This is a genomic window from Oleiphilus messinensis (genome assembly GCF_002162375.1).
Classification (GTDB): Bacteria; Pseudomonadota; Gammaproteobacteria; order Pseudomonadales; family Oleiphilaceae; genus Oleiphilus; species Oleiphilus messinensis.
Window position 1 is genome coordinate 3,831,416 of record NZ_CP021425.1, and the last position, 20,087, is coordinate 3,851,502.

Annotated in this window: 17 protein-coding genes; 6 read left to right on the forward strand and 11 right to left on the reverse strand. The window is 47.8% G+C overall.

Features of this window, described 5'->3' with window-relative positions:
• Positions 1-62: 62 nt before the first annotated feature.
• The 3 genes from OLMES_RS16720 to yegD all read right to left on the reverse strand — a co-directional run bounded on the left by OLMES_RS16720 (position 63) and on the right by yegD (position 6,459).
• A complete protein-coding gene (locus tag OLMES_RS16720) occupies positions 63-1,058 on the reverse strand; it encodes an HD domain-containing phosphohydrolase (RefSeq protein ID WP_087462320.1) in 996 nt (331 codons plus the stop codon).
• A 2-nt stretch (positions 1,059-1,060) separates the two neighbouring features.
• A complete protein-coding gene (locus tag OLMES_RS16725; protein ID WP_087462321.1) occupies positions 1,061-4,810 on the reverse strand; it encodes a PAS domain S-box protein in 3,750 nt (1,249 codons plus the stop codon).
• A gap of 272 nt (positions 4,811-5,082) precedes the next feature.
• Complete coding sequence (gene yegD / locus OLMES_RS16730; RefSeq protein ID WP_087462322.1) at positions 5,083-6,459, reverse strand: molecular chaperone; 1,377 nt, start codon at positions 6,457-6,459, stop codon at positions 5,083-5,085.
• Positions 6,460-6,696: 237 nt separating this feature from the next.
• Between yegD and OLMES_RS16735 the strand changes: the two genes are divergently transcribed.
• Both OLMES_RS16735 and OLMES_RS16740 read left to right on the forward strand, forming a co-directional pair.
• Positions 6,697-7,632: an ABC transporter substrate-binding protein gene (locus OLMES_RS16735; protein ID WP_157678351.1), complete on the forward strand. Its 936-nt coding sequence runs from the start codon at positions 6,697-6,699 to the stop codon at positions 7,630-7,632.
• 249 nt (positions 7,633-7,881) lie between these two features.
• Entirely contained in the window at positions 7,882-8,934 is a 1,053-nt protein-coding gene (locus tag OLMES_RS16740; RefSeq protein ID WP_087462324.1) for a helix-turn-helix transcriptional regulator, read from the forward strand.
• Here OLMES_RS16740 and OLMES_RS16745 read toward each other — a convergent pair.
• Entirely contained in the window at positions 8,928-9,683 is a 756-nt protein-coding gene (locus OLMES_RS16745) for a substrate-binding periplasmic protein (RefSeq protein WP_087462325.1), read from the reverse strand. The two genes, OLMES_RS16740 and OLMES_RS16745, sit on opposite strands and share 7 nt — an antisense overlap.
• A gap of 236 nt (positions 9,684-9,919) precedes the next feature.
• Between OLMES_RS16745 and OLMES_RS16750 the strand changes: the two genes are divergently transcribed.
• Both OLMES_RS16750 and OLMES_RS16755 read left to right on the forward strand, forming a co-directional pair.
• On the forward strand, positions 9,920-11,572 hold the full coding sequence (locus OLMES_RS16750; RefSeq protein WP_087462326.1) for a tetratricopeptide repeat protein: 1,653 nt from the start codon (positions 9,920-9,922) through the stop codon (positions 11,570-11,572).
• A gap of 156 nt (positions 11,573-11,728) precedes the next feature.
• Positions 11,729-12,430 carry an esterase/lipase family protein gene (locus OLMES_RS16755; RefSeq protein ID WP_087462327.1) on the forward strand — a complete coding sequence of 234 codons (702 nt, stop codon included), beginning with the start codon at positions 11,729-11,731 and terminating at the stop codon, positions 12,428-12,430.
• Positions 12,431-12,512: 82 nt separating this feature from the next.
• Here OLMES_RS16755 and sohB read toward each other — a convergent pair whose 3' ends face one another.
• Positions 12,513-13,424, reverse strand: a complete 912-nt coding sequence (gene sohB, locus OLMES_RS16760; protein WP_087462328.1) for a protease SohB — start codon at positions 13,422-13,424, stop codon at positions 12,513-12,515.
• Between the two features lie 53 nt (positions 13,425-13,477).
• Between sohB and OLMES_RS16765 the strand changes: the two genes are divergently transcribed.
• Complete coding sequence (locus OLMES_RS16765; RefSeq protein WP_087462329.1) at positions 13,478-14,044, forward strand: DUF6231 family protein; 567 nt, start codon at positions 13,478-13,480, stop codon at positions 14,042-14,044.
• A 9-nt stretch (positions 14,045-14,053) separates the two neighbouring features.
• On the opposite strand, the gene OLMES_RS16770 is transcribed toward OLMES_RS16765, so the two are convergent.
• Complete coding sequence (locus tag OLMES_RS16770; RefSeq protein WP_087462330.1) at positions 14,054-14,815, reverse strand: ABC transporter permease; 762 nt, start codon at positions 14,813-14,815, stop codon at positions 14,054-14,056.
• Positions 14,812-15,735, reverse strand: a complete 924-nt coding sequence (locus tag OLMES_RS16775) for an ABC transporter ATP-binding protein (RefSeq protein WP_087462331.1) — start codon at positions 15,733-15,735, stop codon at positions 14,812-14,814. Before OLMES_RS16775 ends, OLMES_RS16770 begins: the two co-directional genes overlap by 4 nt.
• A 78-nt stretch (positions 15,736-15,813) precedes the next feature.
• On the opposite strand from OLMES_RS16775, the gene OLMES_RS16780 reads away from it, so the two are divergent.
• The gene (locus OLMES_RS16780) at positions 15,814-16,557 is read left to right on the forward strand and encodes a substrate-binding periplasmic protein (protein WP_087462332.1); all 744 of its coding nucleotides are present in this window, start codon (positions 15,814-15,816) and stop codon (positions 16,555-16,557) included.
• A 16-nt stretch (positions 16,558-16,573) separates the two neighbouring features.
• On the opposite strand, the gene OLMES_RS16785 is transcribed toward OLMES_RS16780, so the two are convergent.
• From OLMES_RS16785 to OLMES_RS16800, 4 genes are all read right to left on the reverse strand, one after another.
• Positions 16,574-17,059, reverse strand: coding sequence for a DUF2244 domain-containing protein (locus tag OLMES_RS16785; RefSeq protein ID WP_087462333.1), 486 nt, complete (start codon positions 17,057-17,059; stop codon positions 16,574-16,576).
• Positions 17,060-17,167: 108 nt separating this feature from the next.
• Positions 17,168-18,400, reverse strand: coding sequence for an NADH:flavin oxidoreductase/NADH oxidase family protein (locus OLMES_RS16790; RefSeq protein WP_087462334.1), 1,233 nt, complete (start codon positions 18,398-18,400; stop codon positions 17,168-17,170).
• Positions 18,401-18,540: 140 nt separating this feature from the next.
• Positions 18,541-19,140: a TetR/AcrR family transcriptional regulator gene (locus OLMES_RS16795; RefSeq protein WP_087462335.1), complete on the reverse strand. Its 600-nt coding sequence runs from the start codon at positions 19,138-19,140 to the stop codon at positions 18,541-18,543.
• A 47-nt stretch (positions 19,141-19,187) separates the two neighbouring features.
• Positions 19,188-20,045 (reverse strand): hypothetical protein, encoded by an 858-nt coding sequence (locus tag OLMES_RS16800; protein WP_087462336.1) that lies wholly within the window; start codon positions 20,043-20,045, stop codon positions 19,188-19,190.
• Positions 20,046-20,087: the final 42 nt, after the last annotated feature.

The window sequence follows — 20,087 nt, forward strand, 5'->3', positions numbered from 1 at the left end:
GTTAAACGCTCTGAATCAACAGTCCGTTAAAGCCGCAAATAGAACAGTGTCACACATTGAATTTACTCATCCCGCCAGGTCGATTTAATCTCCAGTATTTGATCCAGACAATCTTCCAGCAGGGTGATAAGTTTGGGTTCAAAGTGTTTGCCACTTTGTGATTTCATGAAGTCTACTGTTTCTTCGATGGTCCACGGCTCTTTGTAGGGGCGCTTGCTGGTAAGGGCATCGAACACGTCCGCAACGGCGACTATTCGCCCTTCAAGCGGAATATCCTCCCCGGCGAGGCGGTTCGGGTAACCGCTACCATCCCATTTTTCGTGATGGGTTAAGGCGACGGACTTTGCCAATATCAGCAAGTCGGAGTCGACTTCACCGATGATTTCAGCCCCGATTTCAGGGTGGGTCTTCATCACGTCAAACTCTTCATTCGTCAGCTTGCCCGGTTTCAGCATTATGCTGTCGGGAATCCCGATTTTACCGATATCATGCATGGGCGCAGCATTGAGGAGATTATCTGCCTCTTCTTCATTCAGGCCGTATGCCAGCCCCAGAATGCGGGAATAGTGGCTCATCCGCACCACGTGCATGCCGGTTTCATTGTCTTTGAATTCAGAGGCTTTACCCAGGCGCTGAATGATTTGCAATCGCGTACGGCGCAGCTCATCGGATTGAACCAGTGACAGATGAGTCTTCACCCTGGCTTTGACAATCGCGCCTGAAACCGGCTTGGTGATGTAGTCGACACCCCCAACTTCAAACCCTAAAGCTTCATCATGTTCTGCATCCAGCGCGGTGACAAAAATCACCGGGATCAATCGTGTCTCCGGATTTTCTTTCAGAGTCTTGCAGACGTCAAAGCCGGTCATATCCGGCATCATGACATCTAACAACACAAGTGAAGGGGCCATTTCTCCGGCCAGGCGAATGGCTTCAACGCCATTTTTTGCAAATACCAAACGGTAATCGCTACCGAGTATTTTTTTGAGCAGACGAAGATTCGCGGGCTCATCGTCCACAATCAGGATTGAACTTTTCTGGGGAATTGAAGTCAGCATAACTACTCCTGTGAGCTTACAATCGCACGTTTCAATTCAGTTAATTCGTCGTGTGCATTTTGAAATTCGAAGTCATCCAGCGCTTGAGTGATATGATCGATCAAAACATGGTAGATCTGCGGCACGGAACGTTGCAATTGCTCAATATCAGACTCCTCAAAACTATGGAGCGTGGCCGCATCAATCAATTTATCAATCAGCGCGAGCACTGACTCAGAGTCAAACTCTTCCGATGCCGTTGAGGCAGGACACTGAGACTTATCAATGGCGTCGACATCACCAATATATTGCTGTATTGACTTTCGAGTTTGATTAACCCGGCTCACAATCTCCAGCGCTTTATGGCCATTTGACCGCTCCACCTCTGCGAACCACTCCATCCACTGAACCAGCCCCAAATTGCCGGAAACACCTTTCAAACTGTGAGCAATATGACTCACTTCTTCAAAATCCTCGGCCTCAACTGCCGTGATTATGTTTTCGTAAGCGGTGGGCCATTGATTGACAAATTTAACGAGCTCAGCCTTATAGGTGGTTTCATCCCCCCACAACGAAATTGCCAGCGTTTCATCGATCAGTTTTTTATTCTGCATAAGGACCGGGTCAAGGGATTCCGGGACACTCAGATTGAGCACTTTTGCCATTTCGGCCACCAGCAGTTTGATTTGAATTGGTTTACTGGCAAAACCATCCATTCCTGCTTGCTGAGACGCTTTCCGATCATCATCAAGTACGCTGGCAGTCAAGGCGACGATTGGCATGTGCGGCAGCCCACCAACCGCCTCCTGCTCTCGTCTCAACTTGGCGGCAGTCAGGCCGTCCATTGTCGGCATTTGTAAGTCCATTAATGTGATATCAACTCCCGATGCCTCCATTCGCAGTAGGGCCTGCTTGCCATCTCGCGCGGCGATGACTGTATGCCCGGCTCTGGACAGCAGGATATCCAGGAGTTCAATATTCTGCTCGACGTCATCCACCACGAGCACTCTCAGTGGTGGCAGTGTAGCGCTTACCACTGGGCTTTCAGCTGGAATAACCTGCTCGCTGGGTTGCAGCGGTAAAACAAAGGTAAACGTGGTGCCAATATTGGGTTCACTTTTTACCTCGATACGCCCCCCCATCAGCTCGACCAACTGTTTACTGATCGTAGTTCCGAGACCCGTGCCCCCGAAACGACGGCTCATCGAGGCATCAGCCTGGGCAAACGCATCAAATACATGGGCCAACTGATCCTCTGTCATCCCCATACCGGTATCGGCTACATCAAAGTAAACCTCCCCGGATGCTTCGCTTCGAACAGACACTTTCACCTGCCCTTCCGAGGTGAATTTAACCGCGTTACCAACAAGGTTCGTCAGAACCTGTCGGATTCGCTCCGGCGCACCAATGTAATTCCGCGCCAGATTGGGCGAGATGGCCGATTCGAGTTGTACCCCCTTTTTCTTCGCCTCAAGCCAAAGCGTCGAGACAACCGTGTCAACTTCATCCGACAGGGAAAACGCCCGGTATTCCAGCTCTAGCTTACCTTTGTCCAGTTTTGCACTGTCCAGGATATCATTCAGCAAGTGCAACAATGACTTGGCAGATCGGTTTATCGTGTTGAGTTGACTGGTCTGAATCGTATCCAGATCGGATTCCAATAAAATATCGCTGAAACCGATAATGGAGTTCATCGGCGTTCTAATTTCATGGCTCATGTTTGCAAGAAAAGCCGAACGGGATGCAGCGGCCTCCTCGGCAAACACCTTCGCCTTCAGCAGCGCTTCTTCCATACTCTTGCGTTCGGTAATGTCCATGATGAAACCGTCGATCCACATCTCTCCGGTCAGTTCGTCACGGACATAGTTGCCATGCTCAAACAACCAGCGCAGGCTCCCATCCCGATGGTAGATACGGTATTCCAACGAGAAGGTATCCGGTATGGCTAACTGTTCGATCTTCTCTACATCATCCGGGTGATAAAGTTCAGTAAAATAGCGCCTTGGCTCCGGTAGCTCGAAATCACGGGCAGGATAGCCGGTAATCTGCTCCACTGCATCGCTGATATAGACCATGGGCCAGCCATTTTCATTTTTACAGCGGTAGGCAATTCCGGGGATATTGCCAATGAGCGAACGGAGTCGCGCCTCCTGTTCCCGGATGTGGTGCTCCATCTCGACCCGTTGACTCAAATCCGAGATAAAGCCAATAAAATAATTGTGTTTTCCTTGTTCGATATGACCAATACCCAAGCGGACCGGGATCTCACGGCCATCTTTATGAATTGCCGTAACTTCCCGCCCGACACCGATAATCTTCGCATCTCGGGTTTCCAGATAGCGCGAGATATAGCCATCATGATGGGCACGTAATGACTCAGGAATAATCTTGGTGACATTTCGCCCCAGGATCTCCGCGGGTTTCCAGCCCAGAACTTTCTCCACTGCCCGGTTAACACTGATCACGATCCCGGCTTCATTAATCGTGATAATGCCATCGATAGCCGTTTCAGCAATTGCCCGAATCCGTTCAGCTTTCTCCCGGATTTCCTGCTCCATTTTGACCCGCTGCGTCAGGTCAGAAAGGTATCCGACAAAATAGTTCTGCTTACCCTGTTTGACGTGACCAATCCCCAGCCGAACCGGAACCTCATGGCCTTCTTTATGGATCGCAGTCACTTCACGACCAATACCGATAATTTTTGCTTCCCGGGTTTTCAGATACCGTTCAATATAGCCATCGTGGTGAGCCCGTAGCGAAGCTGGAATGATTTTTGTGACATTACTGCCGACAAGCTCCTCCGGAGTCCAGCCAAGTATGGTTTGAACCGCACGGTTCACCCCTTGAATAATGCCCTTGTGATCAATCGTGATAATACCGTCGACTGCGGTTTCCATCATTGCCCGCATTCGTTCAGAATTCTCGCGAGCCTGCCGGGAGATATCCTTGTATTTAAACAACACACTGATACCCAGCACAAAACTGATCAGGACAAATGTGGTCAGTGACACACCGTAGGCTAAAAAGACGGATACTTCGCCGTTCGCCTCATGGATTTCGAACCCCTCAGGTGCAACAAACCGGGCAGCCGCCATCCCGGTATAGTGCATCCCGGAAATGGCAGCCCCCATCACCAGTGCCGCAAGGAAATTGCTCAAGGCAGACTCTTGTCCAGAGCCCCGGTATTTGGTAATGCCGAAACGGATCCAGAGTGAAAGCATGGCCAGCACGACAGCAACCACGATCGATACCATAAACATGGTGAGGTTATAGCGCAGCACGGGAGCCATGATCATGGCCTCCATACCGAGATAGTGCATCGTACCAATACCGGAACCAACCAGAATCCCGCCCAAAAGGATTTCTTTAAACCGGATGGACGGCCGTGTGTTGAGTGTCAGGGCAACCCAGGAGGCTAGAAAGGCTGGCATAATCGAGACAAACGTAATGCGCCAGTCATATTCCACGGAGGTGCAAAGATCAAAGGCCAGCATACCTACAAAATGCATGGACCAGACACCGCACCCCAAGGCAGTACTTCCGGCAAGCAAAAGCAGGTACTTTCGCTCAGCAATTTCGTCGCCTCGTTGCAATGGCAGGTCACTGAAACGCTGCGCATTGGTTCTGGAAACCTGGGCCGATATTTGAAAGCCCATAAACGATGCGAATATCGCGATGACAACGGAGACAATTACCAGGAACGGATCGTAGGTTCCTTCGGTGATCAGACGATCCTCTGGATAAACAAACATTTGTGACCAATTGAAATTCACATCGATACCTTTATTATCTTCGATTAGTCACTCACAGCACCGACCCGCAGCCGCCCGAGCAAAACTATTTTTACCAGAGCGTCCACTTATAAAAAACCATGGACAGACGATGACGCCATAAACATTTATGAGCCATCCTATTATCTTTAGAAGAGTATTACCGATGGGTCAACTTACTCAGGAAAACAAACCCATCGGTAACGCTGGCGGCTGGAGGAAGTTCTGCCGCCGGAATGAACAATACCGGTCCAAACAGTGGACGTTCCCTGTTGTTAAGCAAACAATTTCCGGGACCACACCGTCAAACCGGCAGTCACACTACCAAAATGGTTACCATCCAGCATGTCCACTTGACCCAGCTTCTCCGCAACCATGTTACGGATATCCAGCGACTTCCCTGAGCCCCCGGTCAAATAGACAAGATCAGGACGGCATCCCGCCTGTGCAATGGCCTCATCCATCAACGCCGACATTTTTGCGAGTGGCCGTTCGATTGCCTGGGCAAACTGTGCGCGACTGATTTCCTGACCTAATCCAGGTTCGACATAGGATAAATCAACAAAATCTGCTTCAGTGGTAGATAACATCATTTTGCACTGCTCTGCACTGCGCACTACATGGAAATTCTGCTTTTCTTCACGCAAGGCTATAAAGCGATCCAACAAATGGGGCTCGGCCGCATCCATGGCCAGCTGATCCAGCAACAGTTCAGTTTTCTGACTGCTAAAACTGGACTGGGCTGAAACATTATTGGTACTTACGGCATCCCAATAAACCTGCGTAGGCATGGGGAGACCACTCTTCAACTTGGATTTCATACCAAACAACGGCATCAATTCCCGTCCAGCCAGTAAAATATCCAGGTCATTACCGCCGATACGTTCTCCACTGTGCCCCAGAAAATCCTGCTCCCTCACCTGTTGAGTACGATGGTTTGGCCCCATCCGGACCATGGCACAATCGGTAGTACCACCACCGATATCAACCACCAGCACGGTTTTGTCTTCCGTCAGACGTGCTTCAAAATCCAAACCGGCGGCAAGCGGCTCATAGAGAAATTCAACGGATTTGAACCCGGCCCTTTTTGCCGATGCGGTCAATATATCAATTGCCTGACGGTTACTCTGCTCTGCATTCAGACCTTGAAAGTTAACTGGCCTGCCGATCACGACATGCTGGATCGTATCTGCAAGATTAAGTTCCGCCTGTTGCTTCACGTGAATCATCATTGAAGAAACAATATCCTCAAAAAAACTCACAAATTCGGGCCTTAAACCGCTCGCACCAAGATATGACTTCGGTGACTTTACAAAATACCCCTGCCCCGGAAAGCTAAAGTACTGATCAAACGCGGCGTTCCCGAAATACAGGCTCTGGTCCTGGTCATTGATCCCCTCTTCCCGGCGGACTCGTCTTGCCTGCTCCAGAAACCCGGATCGGGAACGTATGTAAGCCTCCTTCTCTTCCGGGTTTTCAATGGACAATCCTACATTTTCGGGAATGAGTTCTTTCGCCAGGCTGTAGAGCGCAGACGGCATAAAAGGGTTACCCGCTTCCAGTGGCAGCAACTCGATACCACCATTGCTCTTCTCATTTTTAACCACACCTACCGCGCAGTTCGAGGTGCCATAGTCAAAGCCTGCATACATAATTACTGTTGCTCCAGGAAAAAATACGGGGTTTGCACACCATCCAGGACAGAGCATCGCAATATCCAGGACAGAGCTTCGCAATACCAGATCAGTCGCAAAAAAAGGGCGGCAAAATACCACAGGATGACAGGATCTACCAGCCTCATTTCATGTAATCGCACTCCTAACCAAAAATTATGTGCTACTACTATATGAGATAACACGCTGTATATTATGCAATCAGGAAATGCCATTATGTCGTCCACCTTAAAAGCTGGATTTTACAAATTGTTGATACTTCTCACACTGAGCCCAAATCCAGCTTTCGCCCGTGATTGCATTGGGCTGGTTACAGGTTCAGGTGATAATTTTTGGAAAGAAGTTTATCAGGGCGCCAAGAAGGCAGGGGATGAATTCAATTATCGTATTCACTACAGAGGCCCGAGCACGGAAGCGGGCCATGAAGCGCAAGGTATTATCCTGGAAGCGTTCTCGACTCTGGGGTGTGTCGGCCTGCTCCTGGCCCCGAATCATCCGGATCGAATTGAGCAGGTTGAAGCAATTCGCAATAAGAATATCGTGACCATGTTCATCGATCGCGGGCTTCCCAACCTCAAGGATATTCCCGTGGTGGCGACCGATAATTATGCTGCGGGCCGCTTCGCAGCTAAAAACATGGTGCCTTTACTCCCACCTAATGCACAAAACATTGCAGTGTTTCGACTTCAGAAAGATGTTGTAACGACGACCGCACGAGAACAAGGGTTTATTGATGAAATTACAAAACATGGCTTACAAGTGGTGATCGATGCCTACGGCGGTACAAACGTAGGGGACGTAAAATATACGGTTTATAAGGCCCTTAAGAATAGCCCTGTTGCCATACATGGCATCTTCACGCCAAATGAAACCACGACGATTGGCGCTGTTGAAGGCACTGCACTGTTGTATTTGCCCACGTCCCCCATATTGATCGGATTTGATGCTAACGACTACATCAAAAAGGCCATTAAAGAAAACAAACTCACTGGAACTGTGGTACAAAAGCCACACGACATGGGCTACATCGGCGTTGCCTTGATCCACAATTTTCTAAAATCCGGCTCGCCACCGAAATCTGTCGTGACAGGGCTGGAGTTTTTGAGCAAAAACATGGAATCAGTCAAGTCGGCCAACGGTGAAGCGCATTAGAAATCAGCTCCCCGGCGAGAACCAATCTACAACTTTCACATAATTCAGCTCATGCAATGGCTGTTAACATGGAAATTGTTGCATACGATCATTATTCTTCAATATAGTCATTGAACAAGGCCTAACGCCGCTTTAAATTAGACTTACATTTGTTAACCTATAAAACAAAAATAACATCAAAAAATCTTATTAAGCCAAAATTTACAAGCTTAATAAGATAATTGATTAACTTACATATGTAATTTAAAAATGAAGAAAATCGACTACGACATTCCACTTTTCCCAACTCAATACGCTCAACTTTTAACCAATTTCTTGCAATCAAACCCACAAAAACCGGATATCAATCAGCAGATTTCAATCCTGGAAAAGTCGTTGGCGGCGCTCGAGTCAGATTTCATGACACTGCAGGAGATATTACGGATATTGGGCACACTTCCATCCATCACTGAAGATGAAACCCTTCCTTTCCAATTTGGCAAAGCGCTTAATTTTACCGAACATGGCCTCTTGGGTTATGTGTGGCTGGCCAAGATTGACCCAATGCAACTGGTTGATGCGCTGGTTCAACACATGAGCATCAAGCTCCCCTTCTTTCAACTCACCACCGACCGGGAAACATTCTGCATTCATATACAACTTCACGATCTTTGGGAGCTCGGTGAGGCCAGAGCCTTTCTGGCCAAGATCTATTTCGGCAGTATTTATGCCCTCGCGGAAAAAATTTGTGGCAATGTCGAGATCGAGTGTGATTTTTCAGGCCACGGACCCGCCTGCCTCACCGCTGATGGCACCCCCACCCAAGCTCATGTGACCTGGAAGTTTGATTGCGAATGTAACCGAATTACCTTACAGCAAGTTAAATTTATGGAGTCGGCAGAAAAACAGCAATTCATGCAATCCATGCTGTCTCCAGATCATACCGTGCCAAGTGAACCCGACAGCCACTTCGACAATGGCAACCAGCAGCACAATTCTCTCGAAGCAATTGTTGCCTCCCTTGTCAAAAAGTCATTCAAGGATGCCAATATCGAAAGCATCGCGCTGCAACTTGGTATCGGTTCCCGACACCTGCGCAAACAACTGGCTGCAGAGGGAACCTCATTCAAGGAAATAAAGAGTGAAATACGGAAAAAGTTTGCCCTACTCTATGTCACCGAAACCGGGATTTCGTTACACGACATCGCCCAAATGCTCGGCTTTGGCGATCAGGCAAGTTTCACCCGCGCTTATCGCAGCTGGACCGGCACAACCCCCGGCGACGCCAGGCGTCTCGCTACCAAGCAACCCGATATTCAGTAGATGGCATTCAGGATTTCGTAGTACCGTCCAGAAGCCTTCAACAGCTTCAAGCCTCGGTCAAGCCGGTCAGCATAATACTTTGCTTTTGGGTGCTCGCGATTAAAGGCAACATGCAGGGGTAATTTGGCGGCACCGATACCCTCAACTCGCACCAGAGTGCCTTCCGGTATGCCTAACTGTCGCATATGATACTCTGCAACCCGAGCGGTCATATAGGCAAGATCCAAACGGTTTAACATCAGCATTTGAATCAAATGCCGATCAGATTTCATTTTCGACCGAGTAAACCCTAGATCGAGATACTCCTGACTGTAAATGTAACCATTCACCTCTCCAACGCGAAGATCCGGACGATCCAGCTCATTCAGGTTGGAAAATTGAATGGGTCGATTTTTATGGTAATAGAAATACGTATAGGAATCATAAATCGACTCTGAACCAAAAACATAACGCTCGGGCAAGTCATTGACCGGTACAGCATTAAAGCCACCAAGACCCACATTGTTTTCCAGATTCGCCATCAAACGGGCAAATGGATAAACTGTGAGCTTGGCCTGAATCCCCATTAATTGGAACGACTCGAGAACTATTGTATTTGAGATACCCGTACCATCCTCTTTCGAAAACGGATAAAAGTTATCTTCTACGAACAGCGTAATCTCGTCACCTCTCACCAAAGAAGAGAAGAGGCAGCATTTACACAACAGAATAAACGCCAACTTTATGTAAATGGAACCACCAGTTGACATGTCAAATAAACTCAATCTTTCCAACTCTAATTATGAACACAGGATCATAATTAGTTTAGCCATGAAACGGTAACATTTCCCGAAAACTTTACCTAAATCTCAATCTGATTGGGGGATTAATCACTGAGACGCCAGGAATTTGCTAAGCTTTAATAACAGAGCATCTTTCTGATGCAGCCGCTATTACAAAATAGCGGATCAATAGCCCGAAAACATAACAAAAAAACCAAACTCAGATGACCACCAGCAAAGCAGAAATTCCCAAAGCGCTCTTGGACGGTAAAAGAGCGCTCGTAATCGATGACATGGGCGCAGCAGTCGTCATTGGCAAAAACATGCTACTCTCCCTTGGCTCAAAGATAGTGGAGACCGCAGGCGACTACCAAAATGCCTTTCCAAAAATTGCCAAAAAACACTATGACATCATTTTATGTGACTTCAATCTGGGAAAAGGCCTGAACGGACAACAGTTGTTACGGGACTTGCGCCATATTAATCGCTTGAGCTACACGACCCTGTTTGTCGTCGTCTCTGCCGAACGAACCCACGATATTGTGTTGGGCACAATCGAATGTGAGCCTGACGGGTACATTGCCAAACCTTTTACCCAAGGCGATTTCAAAGCTCGAATTACGCGACTCGTTGAGCAACAGAACATATTCAAAACGTTCAATGAAGCACTGGATGCAAAAGATTACGAAGCTGCTTTTGCAAACGCCCGCGGCATTATGAGCAAGCTACCTAAATACAGAATGCTCGCGATTCGTAAAACGGCAGGGATCCTTTATGAACTCAAACGTTATAACGAAGCCCTGAAACTTTTCGATCTGGCACTGGAAACGCACATACAGACCTGGGCTCAAATCGGACGGGCAAAGTGTATTGCAGAATTAGGCCGCAATGAAGACGCGATCAGTGAATTCCAAGACATAATCTCAAAAAACCGTCTGGCAGTGCCCGCTATGGATTTTCTGGGCATTTGTTATCTACGAGAGGGTAAACGGAAAGAAGCACAGGAAACGATTATTCGTTCTACGGAACTCTCACCAATGAGCATCGAGCGACAGCGCTGGTTGGGGGAGCTGAGCATGGACGTTGGTGATTTAACAACCGCTGTTGGCGCGAACCGTGCGGTCATAAAACTGGCAGACGGCACCCTGAAAGAAAATCCCAAACAGTATGAAACCTACTCGCGCACTATGCGCAAAGCTGTGGAATCAGAAACCGATAAGAAAAAGCGCTCCGCCCTGATTGAAGAAGGCAGAAAAACACTCAAAAAGGCATTAAAAAAATTTGAAGAAGCAGAACGCCTTAAGCTGAATGATTCCTTGTTCCGCTCACTTGAAAAGTGTGAAAAGGGCGATACTGAGGAAGCAATTGCGATTATCGAAGCGCTGTCCGTACGCCACAAAGAAGTGATCGACGACGATCCAGAGCTGACAATAGACATCGCGGAGAGTCAGTTTCATGCAGGTGATCGGCCCGGTGGAGAAGCGAGACTGCGGGAGCTGATGAAGAAACACCCGGAAAATAAAAAGCTTCTGGAACGTGTTCAGGCAATCATTGACACACCTCTCCCCTATTACCAAAGGATTTTTATCGCGGAAATGAATCGCAAAGGCAAATCACACTATGAACTGGATCAACTTGAAGATGCGCTGGTTGCCTTCCGCAAAGCCTTGGAGATTTACCCGCAGCACCCGGCAATAAACCTAAATGCGGTTCAGGTTATGTTGAAAATGATCGATTCCGGCCTTCGCTCGGACAACGCATTGAGAGAGGCAGATCAATACTTGAGCGCCAGCGTCTCACTGGAACCCGAACACCCCGAATACGAGCGAAAAGAAGCCTTCCGGCGCTATCTCGACAAAAAATTGAAAACTGTTTAAGGTCCACCGTCGCTTTGGCGATTGACAGACGTAATCTCCCCTTTATCCTTGGGGCTGTCAAAGGTTTATCTCCAGACTATGTAACTGGCAACCCTTAACAACTTGAAAAATCGATAACTTAGAAAATCGATAGCTTAGAACATCGATAGGAGCCCTATGGATAAGTCGATCACACCACCCCACATAGCAAACCTGGCACTGGAATCCAGAGTTGTATTCGAAACCGGATCGGGACTGCTGTCACTGCTGACCGAAAAAAGCCAATCCATCGGCTCAGGCAAACCCGTACTCGTAATCCCCGGGTTTGGTGCCAGTGATATGAGCACATTTATTTTGCGCAACTACCTCAAGCGCAGCGGTTTTGAGGCGCACGGCTGGGGCTTGGGCATCAATAGAGGCACTACCGGTAAAGTCCGGGATTCATTGATTAAAAAGGTCGCGGCGTTACATCAGAAGACCAATCAGAAAGTTGCGGTTGTGGGTTGGAGTTTAGGCGGCATTTTCGCCCGCGAGCTTGCCCGCAATCAAACCCAGCATATCGACTGCGTTGTGACGCTGGCCAGTCCTTTCGCGGGCTCCCCCCACGGCAATCGATTGTTTCCAATTGCCCTGCTTGTTTCAGGAAAACCTTTTACAAAAGAAGATGAACAAAGCTTTGACCGACGCACCACACCACCACCAGTGCGCACATTGGCGCTGCATAGCCGGACGGATGGCATCGTAAACTGGAAATGCTCGCTGGAACCTATCGCTGCAGAATCCTTTAATGATGAAGTGCAATGCAGTCACTTTGGCTTTCCCAGCAATCCACAGGTGCTTCGCAAAGTCGCTATGTTCATCGCCGCAACGCCGAACTGATCTGCCCAGCCCAATAGACTCAGGTGAACCCTGAGTCTATTGGGCCGGTTTGTATAGACCTGTTGTTATTACATTGGTGATCTTAACCCAATCTCAGTCGGGTCAAGCGATTGGTTACGCCATCTATCGCATGAGAAAGGGTTAATTGCGCCACCATCCCCAACCGATCAGCCCAGCTTACAGGTTCCATCCAGCGCAACGTGATCACTTTATGGGTCCTACAGTACTGGGATATCAGGCTTTCACTGGTGGCAATCTCATCCACCAGATTTTTCGAAAGCGCTTCCTGCCCGTAGAAAACATGGCCGTTCGCCACTTTATCAAAATCTTTGATCGAGCGGTGGGTTTGAACATGACTACGAAACAGCTCATGGGTTTTCTGCACGGTTTCGGTGAATTTTTCACGGCCATCCGAAGTATTCTCGGTAAACACCGAGAGTGGTCTTTTGTACTCACCCGCGACCGCCTGCTCGTACTCAATCCCCACTTTCTGCAACAGCTTATGGATATTGGGCATTTCCGCGATAACACCAATAGACCCCACGATTGCCAACGGTGCTGCAACAATACGATCTGCGATACAGGCCATCATGTAGCCACCTGAAGCCGCAACCTGATCTACCGCCACGGTTAACCGGATATTAGCCTGCTTCAAGCGCTCAAGCTCTGCAGCAGCCTGGCCATAACCATGGACTACCCCCCCCGGACTATCCAGACGCAGGAGAACTTCATCTGTCGGTTTCGCGGTGTCGATCACCGCACTCACTTCCCGGGCCAGCGCATCTACACCTGTAGCCTGCACATCCCCGACAAAATCGATGACAAACAATGTCGGCTTTGGCTTCTTTGACGCTTTCAACTGAGCCACCAATTCCTTAACGGAGAAAGACTCTTCCTTCTTTTTGATTCCCTTTTGCTCCAGGGCCTTGGTCATCCCTGTGTATAAATCATTCAACACAGAGACGTGCAGGAAACCGCCCGTTAACTTTGACATAGCTTGTCTTCCTTTGAAGAAATTAAATTTTGCACTATTGTAACGACTATGGAATGACTGGCAAGCAAACACAGGCCATCAACACACCCAAAACCGAATCAACGTGTAATAATATGTCTGCAGATATCCCGAACTACTCCGATTATGTCCTGGCTCAGATTGAGGCCATATCCGAAAGCGCCCCCATAAAACCGATACTCTCATGGGGGCTCGCACTACCGGATGAAATAATCAATACCATGAAGGCCCGAAACATCGAGCATCATCACTACACCTGCGATGAAGCTCTTGCGTTCCTGACCAACTCGCCTGCGGTATCGCTTGCACTTGTCAATCATGGATTACAGAGATTGACACGCGCACAAGCCCAATCCGCAATTGGCCAACTCAGAAACTACGTTGCAACTCGCATTCTTGTAGCCATCTATCCAGAATTAGACTCTCCACTATCGTTTAACGACTGGCTAGCACTGGGGTTCCGCAAAGGCCCGACAGTTAAACTATCCGGACGGGCTGTAGCAACTTACGAATACAATCTCGTCAGTTACAATCCAAAACGGGAGTGGAACAATTCGAAGAACTGGGCCAATCCCGAGCTTTTTGATAAACACCGCTGGTAATCGAGGCATTCAGGATTTGAGCCGGTAACCTGTTTTAAAAATCCACCGGATCATCAATAGACAGGCGGTAAGAAATACCAGGATCATGGCCAGACTAACTCCTACACTGACATCGGAGACACCATAAAAACTCCAGCGAAAACCGCTGATCAGATAGACAACAGGATTAAAAAGAGTAACCGTTTGCCAAAAAGGTGGCAGCATATCAATCGAATAAAAACTCCCCCCTAGAAAAGCCAGGGGTGTCACAATCATCAACGGAATTATTTGCAGTTTTTCAAACCCATCCGCCCAAACACCAATAATAAAACCGAATAGACTAAAGGTAATCGCGGTCAGAACCAGAAAGAACACCATCCAGAACGGATGCTCGATCTGATAATCAACAAACAATCGAGCAGTAATTAGAATGAGCACACCCAGAATAATGGATTTGGTTGCGGCTGCCCCGACATACCCCAACACGATTTCAACCGCTGTGACCGGTGCTGAAAGAACCTCATAGATCGTGCCCGTGAATTTGGGCATATAAATTCCAAAAGATGCATTTGAGATGCTCTCCCCAAGCAGAGACAACATCAACAATCCGGGAATAATAAAAGCACCGTAGCTGATTCCGTCTATTTCCGTCATTCGGGAACCGATTGCGGCACCAAATACAACAAAATACAATGAGGTGGACAGCACCGGGGAGGCGATACTTTGCCAAATCGTTCGCCAGGCGCGCGCCATTTCAAACAAGTATATCGCGCGAATTGCATAATAATTCATGACTCGGCCCTCACTAAGTCAACAAAAATTTCTTCCAGTGAACTTTGCTCTGATCGCAGATCTTTGAAATCGATACCCGCATCGCCCAGGGCTCTCAACAATTCAGCAATCCCCGTGTGTTCGTGCTGCGCATCATACGTATAGGTGAGCTGTAAGCCATCATCAGACAGTATCAGCGGCATATCGGTCAATGATTGTGGTATGTCGGATAAAGGCTGCTGGAGCTGTAAAAACAGCTGTTTGTTTCCGAGACGTTCCATTAGCGTCGCCTTCTCTTCCACCAGCAGAATTTCACCTTTACGGATAACGCCGATACGGTCTGCCATTTCCTCCGCTTCTTCGATGTAGTGAGTGGTTAGTATAATGGTTACACCCTGTTCCCGAAGACCCGAAACCATCTTCCACATATCCCGACGCAATTCAACATCAACGCCTGCGGTCGGTTCATCGAGAAAAAGTATTTTGGGCTCATGGGACAGCGCTTTGGCAATCATGACCCGACGCTTCATACCACCGGACAACTCCATAATACGGTTATTACGCTTGTCCCATAGCGATAAATCACGAAGTACTTTCTCAACGTATTCTGGATTTTTAGGTTTACCGAATAAGCCTCTACTGAAATTAACGGTTGCCCAGACACTTTCGAAGGCATCAGTGGACAATTCCTGAGGAACCAGCCCGATTTTACTTCGCGCTTCACGGAACTGACCGACGATATTGTGACCATCAGCCATAACGTCCCCTTCGGTCGGGTTAATGATGCCGCAGATCACACTGATTAACGTAGTTTTGCCCGCGCCATTGGGCCCCAAGAGGGCAAAAATCTCACCTTCCTCAATATTCAGGTTTATATTCCGTAAAGCCTGAAAGCCCCCTTCATAAGTTTTATGAAGATTTTTCACTGAGATGATAGACACTTTAAGATTCCTTATTCTATTCAATCCGAGCCGGCTCTATACTTAGAGTAGGCGAACTATCTATTTCGAGGTAAATCTATGCCTGCCTTGCTGGCGATGATTCTATTTTTTGCATTGAGTTTACAGACGGTATCCGCAAAGGATTTGATAATCGGAACCAGTTTCTCTATCCCGCCTTATGTTATTCAGGAGTCCAACAATGGTATTCAAATTGATATTATTCGAGAAGCATTTGCTTTAGTTGGGCATAATGTCAGCATTTTTTTCGCATCCAACAAGCGCAGCCTGGACTACTTGCTCAACCGAAAGATTGACGGCATGAACAATATGCCCCCGAACTTTGAGGGCACTTACTATTCTGATGCGATTACCAATTTCACAAATGTGGCTATAGCACTTAAGCACAGAAACATTACAGTCAATAAGATTGAAGACTTGTCCCCTTACCGGATTGTCGCGTTTCAGAACGCATCAAAATACCTCGGCCCGGTGTTTGCCCGCTTCGCACAAGACGAAAACTCGAATTATCTTGAAGTCGTATCCCAACAATCCCAGACCTTTTTATTGTTCAGCCGAAGAACCGATTTCATTGTGATGGAAAAACTCATCTTTCAGTACTATCGTGCACATGGATCCCAACTGCTAGGCCAAAAAGCGACGCGGGAACAGGTAACGTTTTACCCGCTATTTGAACCTTCACCCAGACGGATCGGTTTTCACGACCCCCAGCTGCGGGACCAGTTTAACGCCGGCTTTCGAACGCTGGAAGCAAGCGGACGAATTAAGACCATCATCGAAACGTACTTGAAACCAACAGAGTAATCGAGCAGGCCAGGCGTCAAAAACCAAGCCGATAGTTTTCGATCAACACCTTCAGTTCTTTTATTAACGCTTCACGCTCGGCCACACTCACCCTTGATGCAAAAGGCACCATCACATCACCAAATACAACGGCAAGGTTATGTTCACCACTTTGACTCAAAGCAATATTTAATCTGACGCTTAAACGCTGAGACTTCCATTCCTGTTCCGGCCCGTTTACACCTTTCTGCAAGATCACCGTCACAGGTGTCAGGGTCAAAACTTCCCGAATCGAAATAGCACGCAGCAGTGTGCGCAAGATAAAAAACAGCAAAAGTAATTCAGCACCGGAAAACAGCAGGATAACAGGTGCACCAGACCATAAACTCACCACACCCACAAGCCCGCTCACTGCAGCCAGTGCCAACAGTATTTGCCTGTGTCCACGCCACCCAGCCGAACTGTTGGGTACAACAATCAAGGTAGCGCAAGCATTGTTTTCACCCGGTATGATTTTAACCATAGTGCACCTGATTCAGGTTAGGGCACACCCTACTCTATAATAATGACAGACTGCAGAAATCACAGTCTACCATTGTCTATAGTCAAACCTTCCGGATTTTACAACAACTCAGGCGCGGCGTTTTCGGAACGCGTATAATCCGGCATTACCAAGAGTTTTCGCGAAGGTCATCCACTCACTGAGATTAGGCTTGGGCGCTTTACGTTGCGCCATTCTGGCCATTTGAGCTTCGTACCAGGTAATATCCAGCGTCGCAATTTTGTCGACCAGCTTTACCCCGGTCGTCAACGGTTTGAGATTGATTTTATAAGCCACATTGTTCATCGCCTTTGCCGGCATATCCGGTACAACTGCAAGTGGCCGGGCTAACCCGACAAAATCACAGGCACCAGAAGCCAACGCGTCGTTCATACCTTTAGTACTTCTAAAGCCTCCAGTCACCACCAAAGGGGTATCGATCAGATTGCGCACTTTTTCCGCATAATCTAAAAAGTAAGCTTCTCGCTGTACCGTGCTTTGTTTTCGCTTGTGGCCCACCATGGCGGGGCTTTCGTAGGTTCCACCCGACACTTCGATCAAGTCGATACCGGCTTTCGCCAATTCCACCACAACGGTCATGGATTCCTCTTCGGTAAATCCTCCACGCATGAAATCCGCAGAGTTCAACTTTATGCCAATGGGATAATCAGCACCCACTTCAGCCCGCATGGCTTCGTACACTGCTTTTACAAAGCGCATGCGGTTTTCGAGGCTGCCACCCCATTGATCTGAACGTTGATTGTGTCGTGATGAAAGAAACTGACTGACCAGGTAACCGTGGGCGCCATGAATCTGAACCCCGGTAAACCCGACCTCTTTAGCCAGGCGCGCAGCGGTTGCGAACTTGCCGATAATCCCTTGAATTTCGGATTCCGTCAACGCGCGGGGCTTATTGAACCCAAGCTCCAATCCGTTTTCCAGCTGAATCGCCGAGGGAGCTACTGGCTCTTTGGTCATAAAATTGGGTATCTGCTTACCCGGATGATTGAGCTGCGCCCAAAATTGAGTATTGTGCAAACTGCCTGCGCGAGCCCACTTTTTAAAGGCCTGCAAATCACTGGCCTCATCAAGTACAACATTTTTAGGTTCGCCCAACGCTGTGCGATCGATCATAATATTCCCGGACATCATAATGCCAATACCACCTTCCGCCCAGAGTTTGTATAGATTAGTCAGACCATCGGTAGGGTTGTGCTGCTTGTTCCCCAACTGCTCGCTCATCGCCGATTTGAATGTCCTGTTTTTAATCATCACACTGTTTTTCAGGGTGAAAGCTGTGCTGATATCTACGGATGTTGTCATCGATTACTCCTGATCGCAAATTTAATTAGACCGGTCGTCTACTAATAAGTTATAAAAATAGGTGATATCCTGAGCGGCGAACCGTTCAACATATATCACCTTTTTACTGTTTAGAGTCTACTGCTTTACTGTTTAAAGTCTTACTGCTTCACAAGCAACGTATTAAACGTAACATCTACCAGGCTGCGGGTTCGGTCGACGCAACCTTCAAGCTTCATACGCAGTAAACTGCCTTCCCATAAAGACCAAATTAGCTCCGCTATGGTATCCGCCGGAATATCCTTACGCATATCACCTTCCACCTGAGCCTGCACAACCAATGCAGAAAGTCGCCGCTGCCACAACTGGACACCTTCAATCATCGCCTGCTGGCAAAGACTCAAACTGCCGCCAATTTCTGCTGCAATACTGCCAACCAGACAGCCTTGCTGGCAGCCACTGTTGTCATGCTTATTCAGCATATAAGCATAAAGAAGTTTCAGTTTTTGGGATGCCGGAAAATCTGTCCCCTCAACAAATGCGTCAAACTGGCCTAATACTTGTTGGTTATACTCCCGAATAATGGCTGCCACATAGGCCTCTTTACTCTCAAAGTAATTATAAAAAGAGCCTTTGGGCACTCGCACGGCATCCAGCACTTGTTTAATGCCAGTGCCATGATATCCATGCTCAGAGAGTTGTTTGATACCCTCTTCCAGGAGCGCTTTCTGTGTATGTTCTGATCTTCTCGGTCTTGCCATGGCTAAAAATTATACGACCAGTCGTCTTTTAATGGAAGAAATTTTTTTTAAATTCCCAATGAAGCCAGCAGATCGTCCACTTCATCCTGATCCGTACCGCTCAACTGCCCGGGCTTCAAGTTCGCATTGCTTTCCTTTGCACCACCGAAAATTTCATTGAGCGACATGATGGTCAACATAAACTTCTGATCCGTAATTTGATCCTCTGAATACAGATTCATACACTGGATCAACTCCGACTGCAAAGCATCCCTTACTTTGTTTTGCTGGGTTTCACTCAACCCTTCGACCCGCTCGATCACACGGGATTCAATTCCCTCCATAAGCGACATATGTCGCTCCTTCATATCCTGATATGTTGAATTGATTTTACCCAGCTCGGAACCACAGGAATTAACCATGTTCTTGATTTGTGCGGTACGCTCCTCAACCCGAAGCTCCAGGTTTTCATTTAACTCCCGGATTTCCTCTTCCGCATTTTTTCGGCGGGTGACATCATCCAGAATGACGGCGAAAACAATGTCACCCTGGTGCAATAACTTATAGGTTGAGATCGAAATCCACTTTTGATTACCCTCAAAGTCTACGCGTAATTCAAATTCACCGGTTACCTCTTCATTGGCAGCGAGAAATTCCAGATATCGACATGCCCCGACTTCAGCATCTTCATCATCCATCAAGGACATTCCACCTCGAGGTTGGATGGGATTAAACTCTGCAGAGCTATACTGCTTAAGCTCGGGAATGAGTTCACACAAAGAAAGACCTTCAACTTCACCTTCCTGGCGATTGAAGATTCCACGGATTCCCGGAGACGATGAGAGTATAATGCCATCGCTCTTGATTGTCAGAAGTGCGAAATCCGCTGCCACTAACAAAATATCGACGACATCTGATTTCTTCATAATTTAACTCTTTGCGTTCACTGCTTGCTCTAAGGCAACTGA